General features: G+C 61.6%; 20 protein-coding genes and 1 pseudogene. 3 read left to right on the top strand and 18 right to left on the bottom strand.

What is annotated here, in order from left to right:
- Window positions 1–2 precede the first annotated feature (2 nt).
- Entirely contained in the window at window positions 3–1814 is a 1812-nt protein-coding gene (locus tag QZL87_RS05640) for a hypothetical protein (RefSeq protein WP_295325051.1), read from the top strand.
- Window positions 1815–2125: 311 nt separating this feature from the next.
- On the opposite strand, the gene QZL87_RS19245 is transcribed toward QZL87_RS05640, so the two are convergent.
- Both QZL87_RS19245 and QZL87_RS05635 read right to left on the bottom strand, forming a co-directional pair.
- Window positions 2126–2281, bottom strand: a complete 156-nt coding sequence (locus QZL87_RS19245) for a DUF3223 domain-containing protein (protein ID WP_362988829.1) — start codon at window positions 2279–2281, stop codon at window positions 2126–2128.
- A gap of 162 nt (window positions 2282–2443) precedes the next feature.
- Window positions 2444–2764 (bottom strand): annotated as a pseudogene (locus QZL87_RS05635) (ATP-binding protein); the annotation flags it as partial.
- Between the two features lie 65 nt (window positions 2765–2829).
- On the opposite strand from QZL87_RS05635, the gene QZL87_RS05630 reads away from it, so the two are divergent.
- Entirely contained in the window at window positions 2830–3951 is a 1122-nt protein-coding gene (locus QZL87_RS05630) for an RNA-directed DNA polymerase (protein WP_295325048.1), read from the top strand.
- Window positions 3952–4353: 402 nt separating this feature from the next.
- Here QZL87_RS05630 and QZL87_RS05625 read toward each other — a convergent pair whose 3' ends face one another.
- The 5 genes from QZL87_RS05625 to QZL87_RS05605 form a co-directional block, all read right to left on the bottom strand.
- The gene (locus QZL87_RS05625; RefSeq protein WP_362988826.1) at window positions 4354–4548 is read right to left on the bottom strand and encodes a DUF6771 family protein; all 195 of its coding nucleotides are present in this window, start codon (window positions 4546–4548) and stop codon (window positions 4354–4356) included.
- 106 nt (window positions 4549–4654) lie between these two features.
- Window positions 4655–5221 carry a lytic transglycosylase domain-containing protein gene (locus QZL87_RS05620; RefSeq protein WP_362988823.1) on the bottom strand — a complete coding sequence of 189 codons (567 nt, stop codon included), beginning with the start codon at window positions 5219–5221 and terminating at the stop codon, window positions 4655–4657.
- Complete coding sequence (locus tag QZL87_RS05615; RefSeq protein WP_295325042.1) at window positions 5209–5739, bottom strand: S26 family signal peptidase; 531 nt, start codon at window positions 5737–5739, stop codon at window positions 5209–5211. Before QZL87_RS05615 ends, QZL87_RS05620 begins: the two co-directional genes overlap by 13 nt.
- Window positions 5732–5962 carry a helix-turn-helix domain-containing protein gene (locus tag QZL87_RS05610; protein ID WP_295325038.1) on the bottom strand — a complete coding sequence of 77 codons (231 nt, stop codon included), beginning with the start codon at window positions 5960–5962 and terminating at the stop codon, window positions 5732–5734. The genes QZL87_RS05615 and QZL87_RS05610 overlap by 8 nt, the downstream gene beginning before the upstream one ends.
- Window positions 5963–6128: 166 nt before the next feature.
- On the bottom strand, window positions 6129–6392 hold the full coding sequence (locus tag QZL87_RS05605) for a DUF2285 domain-containing protein (protein WP_295325035.1): 264 nt from the start codon (window positions 6390–6392) through the stop codon (window positions 6129–6131).
- Window positions 6393–6492: 100 nt separating this feature from the next.
- Between QZL87_RS05605 and QZL87_RS05600 the strand changes: the two genes are divergently transcribed.
- Entirely contained in the window at window positions 6493–6702 is a 210-nt protein-coding gene (locus QZL87_RS05600; RefSeq protein ID WP_295325032.1) for a helix-turn-helix transcriptional regulator, read from the top strand.
- A 3-nt stretch (window positions 6703–6705) separates the two neighbouring features.
- Here QZL87_RS05600 and QZL87_RS05595 read toward each other — a convergent pair whose 3' ends face one another.
- The 11 genes from QZL87_RS05595 to QZL87_RS05545 all read right to left on the bottom strand — a co-directional run bounded on the left by QZL87_RS05595 (window position 6706) and on the right by QZL87_RS05545 (window position 16425).
- The gene (locus QZL87_RS05595) at window positions 6706–7041 is read right to left on the bottom strand and encodes a DUF2285 domain-containing protein (RefSeq protein WP_295325029.1); all 336 of its coding nucleotides are present in this window, start codon (window positions 7039–7041) and stop codon (window positions 6706–6708) included.
- A 52-nt stretch (window positions 7042–7093) separates the two neighbouring features.
- Window positions 7094–7453 carry a DUF6499 domain-containing protein gene (locus QZL87_RS05590; RefSeq protein WP_295325024.1) on the bottom strand — a complete coding sequence of 120 codons (360 nt, stop codon included), beginning with the start codon at window positions 7451–7453 and terminating at the stop codon, window positions 7094–7096.
- 5 nt (window positions 7454–7458) lie between these two features.
- Window positions 7459–8328, bottom strand: a complete 870-nt coding sequence (locus tag QZL87_RS05585; protein WP_295325021.1) for a phytanoyl-CoA dioxygenase family protein — start codon at window positions 8326–8328, stop codon at window positions 7459–7461.
- Window positions 8325–8951 (bottom strand): acyl-homoserine-lactone synthase, encoded by a 627-nt coding sequence (locus tag QZL87_RS05580; RefSeq protein ID WP_295325018.1) that lies wholly within the window; start codon window positions 8949–8951, stop codon window positions 8325–8327. The genes QZL87_RS05585 and QZL87_RS05580 overlap by 4 nt, the downstream gene beginning before the upstream one ends.
- 55 nt (window positions 8952–9006) lie before the next feature.
- Window positions 9007–9816: a LuxR family transcriptional regulator gene (locus QZL87_RS05575; RefSeq protein ID WP_295325015.1), complete on the bottom strand. Its 810-nt coding sequence runs from the start codon at window positions 9814–9816 to the stop codon at window positions 9007–9009.
- Window positions 9765–10214 (bottom strand): DUF2147 domain-containing protein, encoded by a 450-nt coding sequence (locus QZL87_RS05570; protein ID WP_295325010.1) that lies wholly within the window; start codon window positions 10212–10214, stop codon window positions 9765–9767. The genes QZL87_RS05575 and QZL87_RS05570 overlap by 52 nt, the downstream gene beginning before the upstream one ends.
- Window positions 10211–11068, bottom strand: a complete 858-nt coding sequence (locus tag QZL87_RS05565; RefSeq protein WP_295325007.1) for a metal-dependent hydrolase — start codon at window positions 11066–11068, stop codon at window positions 10211–10213. Before QZL87_RS05565 ends, QZL87_RS05570 begins: the two co-directional genes overlap by 4 nt.
- 198 nt (window positions 11069–11266) lie before the next feature.
- Window positions 11267–14644 (bottom strand): TonB-dependent receptor, encoded by a 3378-nt coding sequence (locus QZL87_RS05560; protein ID WP_295325004.1) that lies wholly within the window; start codon window positions 14642–14644, stop codon window positions 11267–11269.
- A gap of 63 nt (window positions 14645–14707) precedes the next feature.
- Window positions 14708–15688 carry a FecR domain-containing protein gene (locus QZL87_RS05555; protein ID WP_295325001.1) on the bottom strand — a complete coding sequence of 327 codons (981 nt, stop codon included), beginning with the start codon at window positions 15686–15688 and terminating at the stop codon, window positions 14708–14710.
- Window positions 15654–16268 carry a sigma-70 family RNA polymerase sigma factor gene (locus tag QZL87_RS05550; RefSeq protein ID WP_295324997.1) on the bottom strand — a complete coding sequence of 205 codons (615 nt, stop codon included), beginning with the start codon at window positions 16266–16268 and terminating at the stop codon, window positions 15654–15656. Before QZL87_RS05550 ends, QZL87_RS05555 begins: the two co-directional genes overlap by 35 nt.
- Window positions 16246–16425 carry a hypothetical protein gene (locus QZL87_RS05545; protein ID WP_295324994.1) on the bottom strand — a complete coding sequence of 60 codons (180 nt, stop codon included), beginning with the start codon at window positions 16423–16425 and terminating at the stop codon, window positions 16246–16248. The genes QZL87_RS05550 and QZL87_RS05545 overlap by 23 nt, the downstream gene beginning before the upstream one ends.
- Window positions 16426–16483 lie beyond the last annotated feature (58 nt).

The raw sequence follows: 16483 nt of genomic DNA, 5'->3' as shown, positions 1-16483 counted from the left end.
CCATGGCCATTGCCCCCACTCTCGCCCAGCTTCGCCCTTATCTCGCGCCCGTGCTCCTCGAAGCGACCGGCACCCTGCAGGGCCAAGCCCTGCTCACGCGACTGCTCAACGAGACAAGCGCGCAGCTTCGCAGCTCCTCTAGCCGGGGCCGCCGCATCGTCCGGACGACTGACGTCGACACCGCCGACGCGCTTCTCACCCAAGCAATTCTCTATCGCGAGACGGGGTCGCCATCCTGGCTGCCCGGACCCGGGCTCGAAGATGTAGCGCATGAACTCATCGTCCTCTCGGTCCGCGGCACTTACGCGACGCTCTGCGCTTCCAGCGGCCCGATGCGCGACCGGCTCGTCAAGAAGCTCAAGGCCGTTCGCCGGATGCCGCGCGATGCGATCGCCGCCTTCGTGGGAGACGAGGCCAAGGCCTTGTGGCTGAACGGCGTCCATACGCCGACAGCGGCCAAGGCCGACACCAAGGCGCTGACGGGCGTCGATCTCGGCTATTCGCTCGATCCGATCGGCGACCAGTCCTATTATTATTCGGCAGTCCGTTCGATTCCGGACATTCCCGCGCTCGCCGCCGGCACGCCGAGGCCGCCGCTCATCGGCGCGGCTCCTGGCGGCGGCCGGATATGGATCCGCCGCGCCGAAAGTCTCGAGGATTATCGGGCAGTGATCAACGCGGCGCTCGATCATGCCACCACTGGTGAACGCCGACCCGATCCCTTCCAGGCTCTCGCGCAACCGACCAACAGCGCGGAAGGTGTCGAAGGCGCCTATGCGATCTCGATTATCCCTGAAGAATTATTGTCGGAAGACGATATTCCGCGCGAGGATCGCGAGGCGGCGAGACGCTGGGCGTTCGATGCCCATTATGCGGTAACGCCGCGCGACGGCATGTCGCTCGCCATCGCTGTAGCGCTCGGCAGCTTTGCCATCGGGACCGCCGAGCTCGGCATTACCCTCGATGACGAGGGCGAAGCGCAGCTCGGGTTCGGTTGGAGCGAGCAGCCGCCCGAGGCGGCCGCGGCGCGTGCGGAATGCGAGGCCTTTCTCGGCGATCTCGGCGCGATCAAAGTCTATTATGAAAGCGGCCATACGCTCGCGCAGGCGCGCTGCTATGCGGGCGGGTTCACCGACCAGCCTTTCGACTGGAGCTTCGCCGATTTCAGCGACTATGCGGTCGATGCCGAGAAGCCGGCCGTTCCCAAGGGCAAGACGCTCGCGCAATGCATCGCGGTCGATGGCGATACATCGCTCTTCGCTTTTGCGTGCGAGAAAATGTTCACCGATGCCGATGGCAAGCCACACGGCTGGCTCGCCAGCGACGACGGGTCGATGGAACTTGCCGACTTCATTCATATCGACCCCGATGCAAAGGTGCTGACGCTCGTTCATATCAAGGCCTCGGGCTCGACCGAGACGGACCGGATGGCCGCGCCCGCCGAATATGAGGTGGTCGTCTCGCAGGCGGTGAAGAATTTGCGTCACCTCGATCGCCGCAATCTCGCCGACGAACTCAAACGCGGCAAGGCCAAGAAGATCGGCGCGGCCGTGTGGCACAATGGCGACAAGCAGAAGGACAGAACCGGCTTTCTGGCAGCAGCGGAAAAACTCCCGCGAAGCGCCAAGCGCAAGCTCGTCGTTCTTCAGCCGCGTGTGACGCGCGGCGAGCGCGAGCGCTGCCTCGCCGACGGCGCGCCGCCCTCGCATGCGATGCGAATGAAGCAAATCGAAACGCTGATGCTCGCCGCGCGCGCGTCAGCGCTTGCTTGCGGAGCGAGTTTCGAAGGCATCGCCGATGGTGTCGCCCCCTAGGCGCTGGCGACGGCATCGGCCAAGAAGGCCGCACAATAGCGCACTTTTTTGTAGCCGATTTCAAGCCATTCAATCAAACCCGGGCACAGTGGAAGTCAGCTTCCTATAGCGTCTAGTCGGCTAAGATTGCGCACCGCATGGCCGCTTGCTTGCTGGCAGGTCTTGGGATCGCGGAAAGCGATAGCTGCCGTTCCCCCTGCATCCTTGTGTGGAAGGAGCCGCCGACAAAGCCGACGTTTGCGGTCCTTCGCGAGGCCGTCGAAACCGGCCGTTCGTTCACGAGCACCTGCGCGGCGGTTTTTGTCAGGTGCTCAGGTGCCGTAAATGCATGCGGTATGGGAGAACTTCTCGGTGCTCTTGTCAGGCCGATTGAGCCAGAAGCACCTCGTTCCGAAATCGGCGGTTCGCACGCTGAAGTGCGTAATCCCGCAACCGATCTTGGCTTGCGCCTCCGTGTCAATCGGCACGCAAAAGGGACCCCCGATCGGCGTCGAAGAGGGCCCCCCCTTTCGGATATGATGATGGCTTGTTGAGGATGGTCTTGCGCTGCGTGCGGCGGAGGGCGGGCGTAGCCCGACCGGAGGCGCGCGCAGCGCAAGATAGATTTTTGAAGGCGCCGAAGGTGGCGGTCAGCTGCGGTTTTTGAAGCGCCAGCTGTCGTTGCCCGTCTCGATGATATCGCAGTGGTGGGTGACGCGGTCGAGCAGCGCCGTAGTCATCTTGGGATCGCCGAAGACGGTAGGCCACTCGCCGAAGGCGAGGTTGGTGGTGATGATGACGCTGGTGCGCTCATAAAGCTTGCTGATGAGGTGGAACAGCAACTGCCCTCCCGAGCGTGCGAACGGCAGATAACCGAGCTCGTCGAGCACGATCAGGTCGAGCCGCGACAGCTGCGCCGCCAGGGTCCCGCCCTTGCCGATCCGGGTCTCCTCTTCGAGGCGTGTCACCACCTTGGGCCTTCCACGGCAAATCCGCTTCAAAGGTTGATCGACGGGCGAACTCTGCCAATCTTTTCATGAACCGCCTCGATCTAATCTTGCGGGCAGGTCAGGATGGCCAGACAGTAGGTATACCGGTCGGGCCGGATGCCTCGCGTTACATCGCAGAAGTGATCGGTACGGCGATAGACCGAGAGTTCGTATCACGCGGAGGCGCGACTGGCTGTGCCGTACTACGCCATGTAGATGACGTGTGGATCGGCGCAGACTCGCATGCAACGGCCGAGGCCGCGTTGTGGAAATATCGCGAGGCAATTAGGGCGTTCGAACTCGATATCAACGAAGCCAAGACGCAAATCTATTCCGAAAGCTTCCGGTACTCGGATAGCTGGCCGACTGACTTGGCCTCTCGAATCGAATTCGCTTTAGATTCGCCGTCGCGCCGCGTGTCAGAGCGCCTGCGCGCCGCTCTGGAACACGCATTTTCATTAACTTCTGCGGCCAGCGACGATGGAATTCTCAAATACACCCTTCGCTATCTCGACAAGTCTACGCTCCCCGCGGGCCAATGGGCAGTTGTCGAGCCATTTCTGAAGCGTGCCGCCGTTCATTACGGTCACACAGTTGACTACGTGGCCCGCATCATTGTTTGGCGCCACCTCGCCAAGCGGGATCTCGACACTGACGCTTGGGGCACCATCCTGGTTGGTCTACTCGACCGGCACGGCCGACTAGGTAATGACGCCGAGGTCTGTTGGGCGCTTTATGCCGCGCTACGCCTCGGCGTTACGATCCCAATCGGAACTGCGTTAGAGGTTGTCAGGAACTGCGGTGCCATGTCCATAGTAGCTCTCCTGTCGACAGCTTACGCCGGATTTGTGGATCGAGCCATTTTCGAAGCGACCGAGAACGTGATCATGGGAGAAAGCGCATCCGGCCCGTACTGGCCAGTGTTTCTTGAGTGGCGTGTACGCGATTGGCCAGAGGGAGTGTTCTTGCTCCCAGACAATGACCTCATTGAAGAACTCATCGAGCAGAGCATTTCAATCTTTGATGCGGGTAAGCTTCCATCGGTATTTCGTGACGTCGACGAGAATGATTTCGGCGAGGTCGACCACGCTATCGAGCAGCGAAGTAGCTACGACGGCGACTGGGACGACGAAGAGGAGGAGGAAGACGACATCTCCGTCAACTTTTAAGACGGCTACCCGCGAAAGGTATTTCCTGACGATGACGCTGGCCGACTGGACAGCTGCTTATTGCCCGTCAGCGTTTCAAAGGAGCCGTTCCGGTTCGTCCGACTTAGGAGTCGTTCTCCTGCTTCCGGTGACTGTCCGCTTTCAGGTCCCAGTCGCCAGCCTGCATACGGCCGACTTGAGGCGCGAACCAGCCGCAAACCGCTTCGCCGTGTGTACAAAACTGCATACGCGCTGCTCGATAAACGGAACTTTCGAGGTGGAGTATATCTGCGAGGCGACTGGATGGAAGGCGTTCGGCCTGTCGGTGGAGACGGGTGTCAGTGACGGGCGAATTGCCTCTCCTCCTGGCGGATCGGCTGTCCCGATAGACCACGCCGGATTTTCGCTACGATCCTGACCCTGTCACAAGAGCAAGGCCGGCTGGTCGGCGGCGGACGCGCCGACCCAGCCGGCCTCGATCGCCGCGAGGATGACGCGGGCGAGCTCGTGCGCGGCAACGGTGCGGAAATGCGGCGCGGGCGCGGTGATTCCAACGCGCGCCCAGCCGGGTGCAGTGAGGATGGCTTCTGCCATACGACTCGGGTTGATTTGTTCCACTGCCCTTTAGAACATAAAGAGAACATAATCACAATGAGGTTGCGGCGAGCCGAAGGCGGGCACGCGTCCCACGATCCGGCAGCACAGGAAATCGGTGCTGTCCGCCCTATTGGCGAATGAAGAAAATCCGCTGGGCGCTGATACGCGCATCGGCTTCGGCGCCCTGATGCCGTGGCGAGGCGAACAGCGGCGCACTCAGCGGCGCTGAATGATCGGCGACGGCGACCATATAGGCACGCGTCTCGCCGGGAAGCCTCGATCGTCCGGCAAGCCAGGCCGAGTATCGCGCCGGTCCTGCGTTATATGCGCCGAACAGACCCGGATAACCGAAACGGTCATACATCAGTCGCAGATAATAGGTCCCAGCCAATATATTGTCGCGCGGCGCATGGGGGTCATGTCCCAGTCCGAGCCGCGCGCGCATGTCGGCCCATGTCCCAGGCATGAGCTGCATCAGTCCCATTGCCCCGGCAGGACTGACAATCGGGCGGCCGTCCAGCGTCGTGCGCCCGCCGCTTTCCGCGCGCATGACGCGCTCGATCCATTCGACCGGGATGCCATAGCGCGCGGATGCCTCGACGATGTATGGCTGCCAGCGATCGACCGGCTCCGCCCTAGCGGGCACTGCCATGACCAGCGCGAGCGCGGCGAACGCGATCCTCACCGCCGCCACAGGAGCCGCGCCCGCCCGACAATATCGTCCGCATTGCTCACGCCGAAATAGCGCCCGTCGAACGACGCAGGGCTATCGGTCATCAACAGGAAAAACTCGCCGCGACCAAGTTCGGCGCAGCCCGACCACCGCGGCATCACCCTACCCGCGCCGTCGCGATCGAGGCGGCGCGCGACGAGCCGCCCGTTGACCATGACGCGCGCGCCGATCGCGCAGACCTCATCGCCGGACGCGGCGGCAACGCGCTTCACCAGCGGGACATTCGCCGGAAGATAATGCCGCCGCGCCGCCATCATCCGAAACTCACCCGGCACCCGCGCGATCACCATGTCGCCGCGCGCGAGCGCCGCGCCGTCACCGACCGCATAGAGGCCGACCGGCGCGCTGGCGCTGGCGTTCCAGACAAGGCGCGGGCGAGGCTCGACTATCAACGTCGCGGCGAGCGCCGCCGCGAGGCCGCCGCAGCCGATCGCCCGTCGGCCGAGCCGCCGCCGCATGACCGGTGCCGGGTCAGTCATCGCCCGGCGCTCCATCCTGCCCGATCGACCAACTATCGAGATCGTCGATATGGTATCGGATGCGCCGGCAATGGCGGCGGAAGCACGGGCCGGTGCCGCGCGTGCGATGCACCTGCAAGGTCCGCAGCGAGACGCCGAGATAATGGGCGGCCTGCTTGGGACTTAGGAAGGGCGAACCTCGCTTTGCCTCCTTCGCCCGCTCAATGCTGTCGTCACTCTCCATCCTGTCTCTCGCTCCGTCGCGCCGTGCTGGCGAAAGGGGGAGGATGAAGCGCCGTTCGCGTCCACGAACGTGTCGGAATCAGGATCGCGGATTCCGACACCGTAGCGGACGAATAGCCAAGTCGGGGTGCTGCCTCGTCGGGCCGCGTCCGTGCGGCAACCGGCGCCTAAGCGGCAAAGCCGCCGTCGACGAACCAATGGGCGCGGTCGAGGTGCGATTGCCAGCAGCGTTTCGCGGCGGCCATGTCGACCTCGATGTCGAGTAGCAGGATGTCGGTCGCGGCCTCGATCCAGTCGAAGCCGTCGCGCTCGGCATCGAGCAGGCGGGCATAGGTTAAGATTTGCGAGCGGTCATAGTCGGTAAGGGCATCGCCCGCCGGGGCGCTCGGCGCAACGAGCGGCGGGATGTTCAAATGAGACTTGGTCGGCACGATGCGCCTCCTATGAAACGACCTCTCTCGCCCCGCCCCTATAACGAATAGGAACGATCATTCCTAGAACGATCATTCCTTTCGGTTGATCTACTTGTAGATGGATTTGAAGGATGTCCTTGCCACAAATCTTCGGCGCATTCGGAACGAACGCGGCAAGACTCAAGAAGAGATGGCGCACATCCTCGGAATCAGTTCGCGCTATCTCGGGTCGATCGAGCGCGCGCGTGTCTCGCCAAGCGTTTCGCTGCTCGGAAAGTTCGCGGTCGCGCTGAAAGTCGATCCCTGCCACCTGATCCAGCGGCAATGACGCTCAGGAAAAGATGCTCCGCGGCCCCGCGTTCCAGATAGCTAATGCCGCGGTTCTAAGACGCCGCGCGGCCGATTTGGTCGACTCCCCGCGACCGGGCCAGTCGCTCGCGCGAACGAAGGCTTCTCCGATGGTTCGCAGCGAAGCCCCCTCGCCCAAGGCGTCGATGACGCGCAGCGCCAGCACGGTGCGGTAAAGGCGCGGCCGCGTCACCGCTGCGAGCGGCTGGCCGCGCGTCAGCGCGACCAGGCGCCGGAACTCGGCAAGCTGCCTCGGCGCGATAGCGACGGTGAAAGGAAAAATCAGCCGATCGAGTGGCAACGGCTCGACGCTGCTCACAATGTCGATGCGGACGCCGTGATGAACGCCGCCAATAGCGGCATGAAGCCGTCTATCTCCCGCGACAGCGAGGCAGGTCGCGAGCAAAGGCGCGGCATCGGCGCGGGTCGCGCCTCGCGTGGGCCGGGCGCGCAGCACCGATGGATCGAAAGCGGCCGACCAAAGCAGGCGGGCGGCGGACGCAGGCCGGCCCGGTTCCTCGGCGAAAGTGAAGCCCCCAACGCGCGGTGAACGCGGTATCGGCGGCGGTCAGCGGGCCGTCGCCCGGATCGCCGCCGACGGGATAGTCGGGATCGCGGCGCAGCAGTTCCCACGCGAGGCCGCGCGCGCCAGTGGCGGCGAGCGCGGTATAGGCGCGGGCATCGCGCCAGCTTCCGGGCGGCAGGACCGCGCGCGTCTCGATCGCCGGCATGACTGCTATCCGTCGCCGCGCTGCGTCTGCACATAGGCGCGCAGGGCGTCGGCCTGATCGGGACGAAGCGCATCGGCGGCGGCGACATGATCGGGCCTTTCACCCGCGAACAGCCAGGAGGGGCAACGCCCTTCGACATTGCCGAGATTGGGACGATGCTGCGCGTAGCCGACCAGCGCGGCCAAATCCGGGTCGAAATGCCGCGCGACCTCGGGCGGATAGACCAGCCATTGCAGTTCGAAGGGCTTGAGCCAGCCAAGGCAATAGCTGACGATGATCCCGCGCCGCGGGGCGTCGCTCACATTGGCGCCCGCACCGTGCAGCGTCCCGCCGAGCCAGATCAGCGCGTCGCCGGGTTCGCAGGTCGCGGCAACGGCGGCGCCTTCGTTCGCATCGCCGTCATAGGTGAGCCGGTGACTGCCCGGCCATAGCCGGGTCGCGCCATTCTCCACGGTGAAGGACGAGAGCGGCCACATGACGTTGACCTGAAATTGATGCCCGCCCTTGATCGCGGGCCATAGATCATGGTCGCGGTGCGGATATTGGGCGAGCGCGCCGGGGTGTATCTCGACGGCTTGTGTCAGATTGAGCGCGATGCGGTCGCAGTTTGGCGACAGGATACTTTGAGCCAGCGGAAGAATTGCGCCGTGCATGACCAGCGCGCGGGTCGCGGGCGCGCGGGTGAGCAGCCGCCCGAAACGCTTGGTCCGCTCGCCGAAGAAGTCGCCGACGCAATAGGGCGTCGCCGCGAAATCATAGTCGAGCGAGGAATCTATCGCGTCGATCTGATGGGCAGGAAACAGATTGCGGATGACGCAAAAGCCGTCGCGGTCGAGCCGAACGGGCGCGCTATCGGGGGAGAAAGGCGCGGTCATGCCGCCGATCCCGCCGCGATCGTCCCCGCCGGCAAGGCGGGAAGCGCATAGAGGCCGTTCGCTTCGAGATGGGCAGGCGTCGCCGGCTCGATCGTCACAGCGAAGGCGCCGAGACGGCCGCCGCCCAAATCCTGCCCCGGTCCCAGTGCCTCGCCCTGCCAACCCATGCCGAGAATCTGTTCCCGGAAGCGCGCGGTGACGACGCCGGTAAAGCGGTTGATGCCGCGATCGAGCGCATGATCGACCATCGCGCGGATAAGCCCGTCGCGCAGTCGCAGCCGGTCAGGCCGGAGCAGATTGGGCGGCAGGCAAAGGCGGGTGATCTCGAAAATGTCCGGGCCGACCGGAACGCCGTCGGTGCAGAGCCGCTCGAACAAAGTGCCGAGCAGATGCGGCCGGGTCGAGGGCAGCAGCCGCATCGAGGCCAGATGGCGGCCGGCGCGGTCGGCGGCGATGATATAGGTGGCATAGGCGTCGTCGAAGCGATCGACCTCCAGCCGGTCATCAACGACGGTCAAATCCCAGTCGAGCAGGTCGATGAACAGCCGCTTGCGGTCCTCGAACATGGATTCGAGCAACGGCTGGTCGGCCGGCGTGCCGAGCCCTTCGACGATATGGATCATGATTTTCGCTCCCTTGCGTGTGGTCACGCAAGGGAGCGAAGTTCGCCGCGGAATGTCAGGTCGCCAGGTGGCGATGTTGACGCGGGGCGATTTCGTGGATGCCGATCTCGCCATCAAGAACGGCGGCCAGGACAAGCTGGGTGCGGTTGGGGACGTCATAGCGGGCGCAGGCCGCTTCGATGTAGGTTTTGACGGTCGAGGGCGTGAGACCGAGAATCGTCGCGATGTCGGTGTTGCTCTTGCCCTGTCCGGCGAGAACGACGCAATCGCGCCAGCGCGGGCGCAGCCGCCCGACGCGAACTTGCCGCAGGCGTCTGCCGTTCACGATCTGCCGTGCCTTCTGAAAGGCAAATCCGCCGATCGTCTGAACCCCAGCGAGATAGTGCCGAACGCATCCGGGTCGGCGCGGCGAGCAGAAGTTGCACGATCCGCTGCGCTCGCCCAACACGAAGGCGGGAACGGTGATTCCATTGCTGACGCCATGATATTCTCCGCGTTCGAGGAAGGCCCGGTGCCGTGGACTCAGTTCGATCAGGTCGCCGATCTCGCACCATGTAAAGCAGGCGTTGGCCGCGATGCAGGCATGAACAACCGGATCGTCGCGGTGATAGAGGCCGGCGAAATATTCCAGCGCATAGTCGGGCGAATAATTGTTCATGTTGATGAGGCCCGGCGACCCGCTGCGATGATCGTCGTGATGGATCATCGCATAGTGACGAAAGCCCAGCTCATGCGCGACGGCTTCGAGCAAGCTCTCGATCGCGGGCAAATCCTCCGCCCGCTGGACTTCAATAAGAAATGCCGCAGCGAGGCTTAACGCACTCGCGTCCATATTTTGGTGCGGCAGAAGATCGCCGCCCTGCAACCCTTCACCTCCAGTTTTCCATCCTCGCGCAAGATCAGATATCCCTTCGTCGCGCCATCGCCCGTCTCCGGGTCATAAACGGGTCCTCCCTTCCATTCGCGCGGGCCACCCTCGAAACCGCGCAGCACCACCAGCCCCTTGAGCGTCCGGCTCCGCAAAGCCCGGTCGGGGTTCTTCACGTCGCGCTGGTCGGGGTTGGCCCGCAGGGGAGCGGCATCGACCACCTTGCCGCAGATGGCCGCGCCGCAGCGATACAACTCGATTTGCCCCCCGTTGCTTCCGGTCGACCACAGACCGGCGATAGCGTTGCCGCTCCCCTGCGAAGCCGCGGCCGATCCCCCTCCGGCGGCCGCAACCAATGCCATTGCGAAAAAGAGAACCCGCATATCGTCGATCACCGTGGCAGGGGCGTGATGAGCGGCGGGGTCAGCGACGCGAGGGCGCGCCGCGCCAGCGCGCGGTCGTCGTGCTGCCATGGATGGAATCCGGGGCGGAGATAAGAGAGGATGCCGCGCGCAAGTCCGCGCATCACGCCCGGATAATCATAAAGGTAGGCGAGCAGCACCCGCCATGTCGCGCGGTTGTTCTTCCCGTCCTGCCGCAGCAGGTCGCGGGTATTGCGGAATATGACCCCATGGAAACGCCATGCTGCGCTCAGCATCGCGAGCGAGCGCAGCGACCAGCGCGCAAAGCGCGGCATATCGCGTGTCGCGAACAGCCATGTGTCATAGGCGACCGCCTTATGTTCGATCTCCTCGATCGCGTGCCAGCGCCACATGCGCTCCGCCTCGACATCGGCGCCCGCGAGGTGCGCCGGATCGGACAGTACGGCGTTGGCGAGGATCGCGGTGAAATGCTCGAGCGCGCAGGACGCGGCGAGTTGCATGATCGGCGGGCGGCGCTTCGCCCAGGCGATCGTGCGCGCGGCGCGGTTCTCGGATGACGCCATGTCATAGCCCGCATCGCGCGCCTGCCGGTTGAAGAGGATATGTTCGCGCGAGTGGGTTGATTCCTGAAAGATGAAATCGTCGATCTGCTCGCGCAGCGCCTCCGGCACGTCGCCGCGATAATGGCGCACTGCCGCAATGAAGAATTTTTCGCCGACCGGGAACGTCGAGGACAGGGCATTATAAAAAGCTGTCCGGCCCGGATCACCGCCGTGCCACCAGTGGCGCGGAAGCATGTCGCGGCCGAATTTCCAGTTGCGCTTTTCGATGACGTGGCCGGCCGGGGTTTGCGTCCTGTCGGTCATCATCGTCTCCTTCCTGCGATCAGAAGAAATGGGCCGCCGCACGGCGCCGGGGAGGAACCGGGCGGCGGCCAGTTCTCTCGGAGAGAGAGTGCGCGTGAATGCATCCCGTCGGTCAATCGGTCTGCGAAAAACTGGGCCGATGTTCGCTCGGGAGCAAACAGACACCGGCCCAAGGTTTATCCCCCAGTGGTGGAGACCTCAGAATTTCTTCGCGATGCTGAACCCGATGATGCGCGGGTCGAGGGTGAAGACGTTGGTCGTCAGGCCCGAATCGTCCGAGTTCAGGAAGGCATCGGTGATCGGCGTCGAGTTGAAGACATTCTTCACATAAGCCTCGATCGACAGGTCATCGGGACCATCGACGCGCAGCGAGATGTTGAAGTTGGTCCAGTCGCGCAGGCGATCGTATGGCGCGAGATTATAGACACGCGCCCAGCTCTTCGCCTGCCAATATCCATCGCCGCGAATGGTCGCGCTCCAGCCGTCGTCAAACGGGACGGTATATTCTGCTCCGAGATTAACGGTCCAATGTGGTGAGTTCGGTAGTTCGTTGCCGCTAAGGTCCGTGTAGAGACCGGCACCACCATTAAGCTCAGGATAATTCGCAAAGTCGAAAAGCTGCCCGGTAGCAGGATCCGGCAAAGTTAAACCGCCAAGCGCGAAAATGCCTCCCCAACCCCCGCAGAGTTTCCACGATTCCGCATCTCCCCCCTTCGTTTGCAGAAAGGATTCGGCGTAATGAGCCGGCACAACACAATTCGAAGGTAACTGCACCCAACCCCGCGTGACGACATAGTTGGGATCGCCGAGGTTGCGATTCATGGGGTCGATGGATTTCTGACCCTTTCCGATACGCGAGCCGAGCCAGCCAATGTTGGCATTGAGGCGGAAATTGTCGACAGGCTCGAAAAGTGCGGAAAGCTCGGCGCCCCACACTTTGGCATCAAAATTCTCATTGACTGCGGTGCGATCGCGTATCTGCGATACTTGATAATTCTTGTAGTCATAGAAGAAGGCGCTCGCATTGAGCGTCAGCCGCCCGCCCATAAGGACATTTTTCGTGCCGATCTCGAATGCATTGACGAACTCTGGCTCGAAAGTCGGGCCGTAGTTCACACCACTCAACGACAGAACAGGGTTTACGCCGAGGGAATCATAAAGTGCTGCTTCTTGCTCAGTTAGAACGCCAGCATCAATGAGTTGCTCGGAGGTTGCAAAACCCGGAGTAGGCGGATTCATACCACCTGCTTTGTACCCCCGACTATAGAATGCATAGAGAAGCGTATCGTCAGTGAAGCTGATTTGTGGAGACCAATCAATCCCGAAACGTCCCGTGAATTCTCCCCATTTTAACTTTATATCCGGACCAGCAGGATAGCCCTTCCCGACCACGCCACCTGCCAACATTGTGGGTGCTAGTAGTAACTGGCTAGGCACGGGGGTGAATGTTTTACGATCGCGCGTGTAGCGTAAACCAGCCGTCAGTTTCAGGTTAGGATCAATTTCATAATATGCCTCGCCAAAGGCGGCTAGGCTCTGGAGTGCATATGGGTTCGAACTGCGAAAATAGTTGTGGCCCTGCCCATCAATACTATCAACAGGATTGGGATCTATATATGGACAATAATCCACTCCATCAACAGTAGACCCGCCGAATAGTCCGTAATTATTCTCATTACATTGATCCAAATTTCCGAATGGAGGAGTTTTAGCCAGAGCTGTCAACAAATTACTTAATACATAATAATCATTTTGCGTTCGGAACTTTGTGTAGTTTCCTCCCACACTGAAATTGAATGGTCCATCAAAATCGGACTGAAGGCGAACTTCTTGAGAAAATTGCTTCGAGTATGCGGAAGAAATATCAAATACCGCCAATGTGTCGGAGCATCCGAGCTGAGGATCACACAATATGCCACCAGGAGATAGTGGTCGAAATGGACTGGGAGGGTAGGTCACACCGGTACCAGGAGTAAAAGCAGATGTAACCCATCCAGAAGAATCGTTAAAAATCGGCTGAGTATTAAATCTATTATAGTCCTGGAAGCTATACACGCCGTCCCAATTCCATGCAGTTTGCGAGGAAAAGGTGAGGCCTTGAGCTAGGTCGATGTCGAAATTGAGTTCGAGAAGGTCGGATTTAGCACGATAAATTGGGTCTTTCGATGAAGCAATTTCGCGCAAGTCGCGCGATTGCATCAGACCACCATAAGGATCAACACCAGTTTTCAGCAGGGTCGCTAGAACGCGTGCGCTGGGTACAGCGCCTTCATACCCAAGAAGGAAAGCGTTGTGAGCCTGATTCGCCCCTGCAACATATGCAAGCGCCAGTCCGTTCGGGGTACCGAAAGCATCGTCATCATAAAGACTTCCCGCTTTGCATCCGGTGCTGAACAAAGCTTCTCGCAAAGGCGACCGTTGGGTTAAATTGACTCCCCCTGCTCCAATGCCTGTTTGCGGCACCGGGGTATTGCCAATGATTTTCAAGCCATCATCACGATGGCAAAGCTGCTTTCCGGTACGCGAACGATTGTCGTTCTCCCGGAAACGCTCCCAAATGAAATTGCCGCGTAGCCAATCATTCTCGAACCCCAGCGTCGTCCGTAGCGAATAGAGGTCGCGCCCGTTGACCCGATTCTTTGTCACCGAATTATAATCATATCCATCACGATCGGTCATCGACCCGGCAATACGGAGGCCAAAAGCATCAGGAACAATTGGGATGTTAAGCATCCCCGTCATGCGGCGGCTATTGAAATTGCCCACTTCGCCCTTGATGCTGCCCTCGAACTGGCCAAGCTTCGGCTTGGCGGTAATGAGGTTAATAACGCCGCCCGTCGCGTTTCGGCCATAGAGGGTGCCTTGCGGACCGCGAAGAACCTCCATGCGTTCCATGTCGAAGAACTCTTGCTCGAAGAAGCGATTGTGGATGATGCCGACATTGTTGAAGCTAACTGCGACGCCGGGGTCAGATGTAGCCGAAATCGCCTTCGTGCCGATGCCTCGTATCGAAATGTTGTAGCTGGTGAAGTTGGATTTGCTGAACGTCAGGTTCGGCACCGCGCGCATAATGTCCGCACCGCTCTCGATCTTCTGCTCTTCCAGATTTTTCTGTGACAGTGCGGTGATCGCGATCGGCACCTTCTGGGCCGATTCCACACGCTTTTGCGCGGTGACGATGATTTCGTTGCCCCGGTAGTCGCTGTCAGGCGCGGGGTCGGCAGCGGCGGACGTTGCCGAAGCGAGCGTCCAGGTGCGTCCATCGTTCGACACGATGCGCAGGCCGGCATCGGCCGCCGCGCGGCGCACCGCCTGATCGACGGTCATCGATCCCTTGATCGCGCGGATGCTCTTGCCGCGCACGGCGTCTTCACTGACGAGTATCTGAATGTCGGCCTGCTCCGCGAGTGCCGGGATGCCGGTGGCGGCCGACTGCGCCGGAACGTCGAAGCTCTTGGTCTGGGCCATCGCGGGCGTCGCAACCACCACCGCATAGATTGCCACCGAAGACGCGAGAGCGCCGCGAAGATCGCGATACCGCATAAAATCCTCCCCCATGTAATCCGGCCCGATCATTCGGGCTCACATGGAAAACGATGCTTGGGAGAGGGCTTTCCGTTTTTTCGAGCGAAATTTTTTTCAGTTCGATGACAGGATAATCCGGTCAGCGGTGATTTCGGCGCGGGAATCCGTCAGATTCGCAACAGCGCGCGCGAAGGCGTCGGGTTCGTTGGTGCGGAAGCGACCGATCATCTTTTTGCGCCCAAGCGCCGCGTCGGACAGCTCGATCGTGCGAACATTGTAGCGATTGAACTCGGCAACGGCCTCGGCGACCGTATCGCCGTCAAACACGAGCTGGCCGGTTCGCCATGCGAGCGCCTTGTCGATTTCCTCGCTGATGGCCGGGACGGATACGACGGCCTTATCGGGTGCGACGAACGCGCGTGCCCCTGCCGATACGCGCTGGACGTTCTTTTCATCCCCGACGCGCCAAACTTCGACCACGCCCTCCGTGACCTGCACATCGACACCATCGGCCTCACGCCTGACCGAAAATGCGGTGCCGACTGCCCGGACGCGCACGTCGCCGACCTCGACGATGAACGGACGCTCGCGGTTCTTGGCTACCTGAAACCACGCCTCGCCCTCTTTGAGCGCGATCCGGCGCACCTCGGGTTTCATCGTCACGTCGAGGGCGGTTTGCGTATTCACAGCCGCGAACGAGCCATCGCTCAGCGGAACCCGCCGGATTTCCCCGATCGCCGTCTGGATTTTCTGGTCGGGCGCAGCGAAGAAATCCAGGTTCGGAAGGCCGACCACCAGCGCGGCGGCAGCAGCGGCGACACCGCCGCCCCATAGGACACGCCGCCTTGAAAACCAGGCGCCGCCGGCGGCGGCCACCTCATAGGATTGCGGTTGTCCAGCGCGGAGAACGCTTGCCCGGTCGAGCATATTCCATGCGACCTTGGCGCGAAAATAAGCGCCGCGGCGGCGATCGTCACCCGCGAGCCACGCCTTGAGCTCGGCGCGCACGGCAGGGTCATGGCCCTCGCGGTCCATGCGGGCGACCCACGCGGCGGCGCGCTCATTGATCGCGTGTGCTGTTTCGCGTTCGCTCATCTTGTCCCATTCTCGCCATTGCCTGCTCGGCCGACTGGTCGCCATCGGCTATTGCCTGCAATATCAATCTCAAACCCTTCGCCACGTCGTTCTCGACCGTGTGTTCCGTTACCCCAAGCCGCGCTGCAACGTCCTTCTGGGGCAGTCCCTCGACCTTGCGAAGCTCGAATATCTTTCGGCATCGATCGGGCAATCCCTCAATCAGACGGCGCACCCGATCGAGTTCGCGGCGGCCCGCGGCTACCCGTTCGGGAGACGGTTCATCTCCAACGATGTTTAAGCTCTCGATTTCCGTAACGGATTCGATGCTGACGATGCGCGCACGGCGCAGCCGCATCAGGACAATCCGGCGCGCGACGGTGAAAAAATAGGCGCGGCCGCTGTGAATATGGCCGACATCTTTCATGCCGGCGATCTGGCAATAGGTTTCCTGAATGACGTCTTCGAGGTCGTCGGGATCGAGCGTGTGGAGCAGCCAGGAGCGCACGTCGGCTTCGTGCGGCAGGATTTCCCGCCCCACCCAAGCCATGATCCTCGCGCGCTTCTCCCTGTTCACATCACCCGTCTTTGCGATCCCCATTCTGAATAACGATGCGCGGCGAAGGATTTTCCGTAGGAGCCGCGCAAATATTTTTGGCGTCGGCGATCAACTTAGCATGATTGCGGCCATTCAAGACCGGCCGTTCAATGGAAAATGCGCCGCCGCGCATCGCTGGAAGGGCGTAACTGCCGACCATTCGCATTTCCGAGCGGTTGGTTCAGCCTCATCCCATCGTTACCGAGCGCGGTGCATCC

Origin of the sequence: uncultured Sphingopyxis sp., from assembly GCF_900078365.1 — a bacterium.
Lineage (GTDB): Bacteria > Pseudomonadota > Alphaproteobacteria > Sphingomonadales > Sphingomonadaceae > Sphingopyxis.
Note: the sequence above shows the minus strand (reverse complement) of the source record. Positions and strands in the feature narration are given on the sequence as shown.

What these genes read in the sequence shown, in the direction of transcription:
- QZL87_RS05560 (WP_295325004.1), bottom strand. Translation starts at nt 14,644, where the DNA reads ATGATCGGGCCGGATTACATGGGGGAGGATTTTATGCGGTATCGCGAT.
- QZL87_RS05615 (WP_295325042.1), bottom strand. Translation starts at nt 5,739, where the DNA reads ATGACTGACCCGGCACCGGTCATGCGGCGGCGGCTCGGCCGACGGGCG.
- QZL87_RS05565 (WP_295325007.1), bottom strand. Translation starts at nt 11,068, where the DNA reads ATGACCGACAGGACGCAAACCCCGGCCGGCCACGTCATCGAAAAGCGC.
- QZL87_RS05630 (WP_295325048.1), top strand. Translation starts at nt 2,830, where the DNA reads ATGAACCGCCTCGATCTAATCTTGCGGGCAGGTCAGGATGGCCAGACA.
- QZL87_RS05550 (WP_295324997.1), bottom strand. Translation starts at nt 16,268, where the DNA reads ATGGGGATCGCAAAGACGGGTGATGTGAACAGGGAGAAGCGCGCGAGG.
- QZL87_RS05640 (WP_295325051.1), top strand. Translation starts at nt 3, where the DNA reads ATGGCCATTGCCCCCACTCTCGCCCAGCTTCGCCCTTATCTCGCGCCC.
- QZL87_RS05610 (WP_295325038.1), bottom strand. Translation starts at nt 5,962, where the DNA reads ATGGAGAGTGACGACAGCATTGAGCGGGCGAAGGAGGCAAAGCGAGGT.
- QZL87_RS05580 (WP_295325018.1), bottom strand. Translation starts at nt 8,951, where the DNA reads ATGATCCATATCGTCGAAGGGCTCGGCACGCCGGCCGACCAGCCGTTG.
- QZL87_RS05555 (WP_295325001.1), bottom strand. Translation starts at nt 15,688, where the DNA reads ATGAGCGAACGCGAAACAGCACACGCGATCAATGAGCGCGCCGCCGCG.
- QZL87_RS05585 (WP_295325021.1), bottom strand. Translation starts at nt 8,328, where the DNA reads ATGACCGCGCCTTTCTCCCCCGATAGCGCGCCCGTTCGGCTCGACCGC.
- QZL87_RS05590 (WP_295325024.1), bottom strand. Translation starts at nt 7,453, where the DNA reads ATGCCGGCGATCGAGACGCGCGCGGTCCTGCCGCCCGGAAGCTGGCGC.
- QZL87_RS05545 (WP_295324994.1), bottom strand. Translation starts at nt 16,425, where the DNA reads ATGGTCGGCAGTTACGCCCTTCCAGCGATGCGCGGCGGCGCATTTTCC.
- QZL87_RS05600 (WP_295325032.1), top strand. Translation starts at nt 6,493, where the DNA reads ATGGATTTGAAGGATGTCCTTGCCACAAATCTTCGGCGCATTCGGAAC.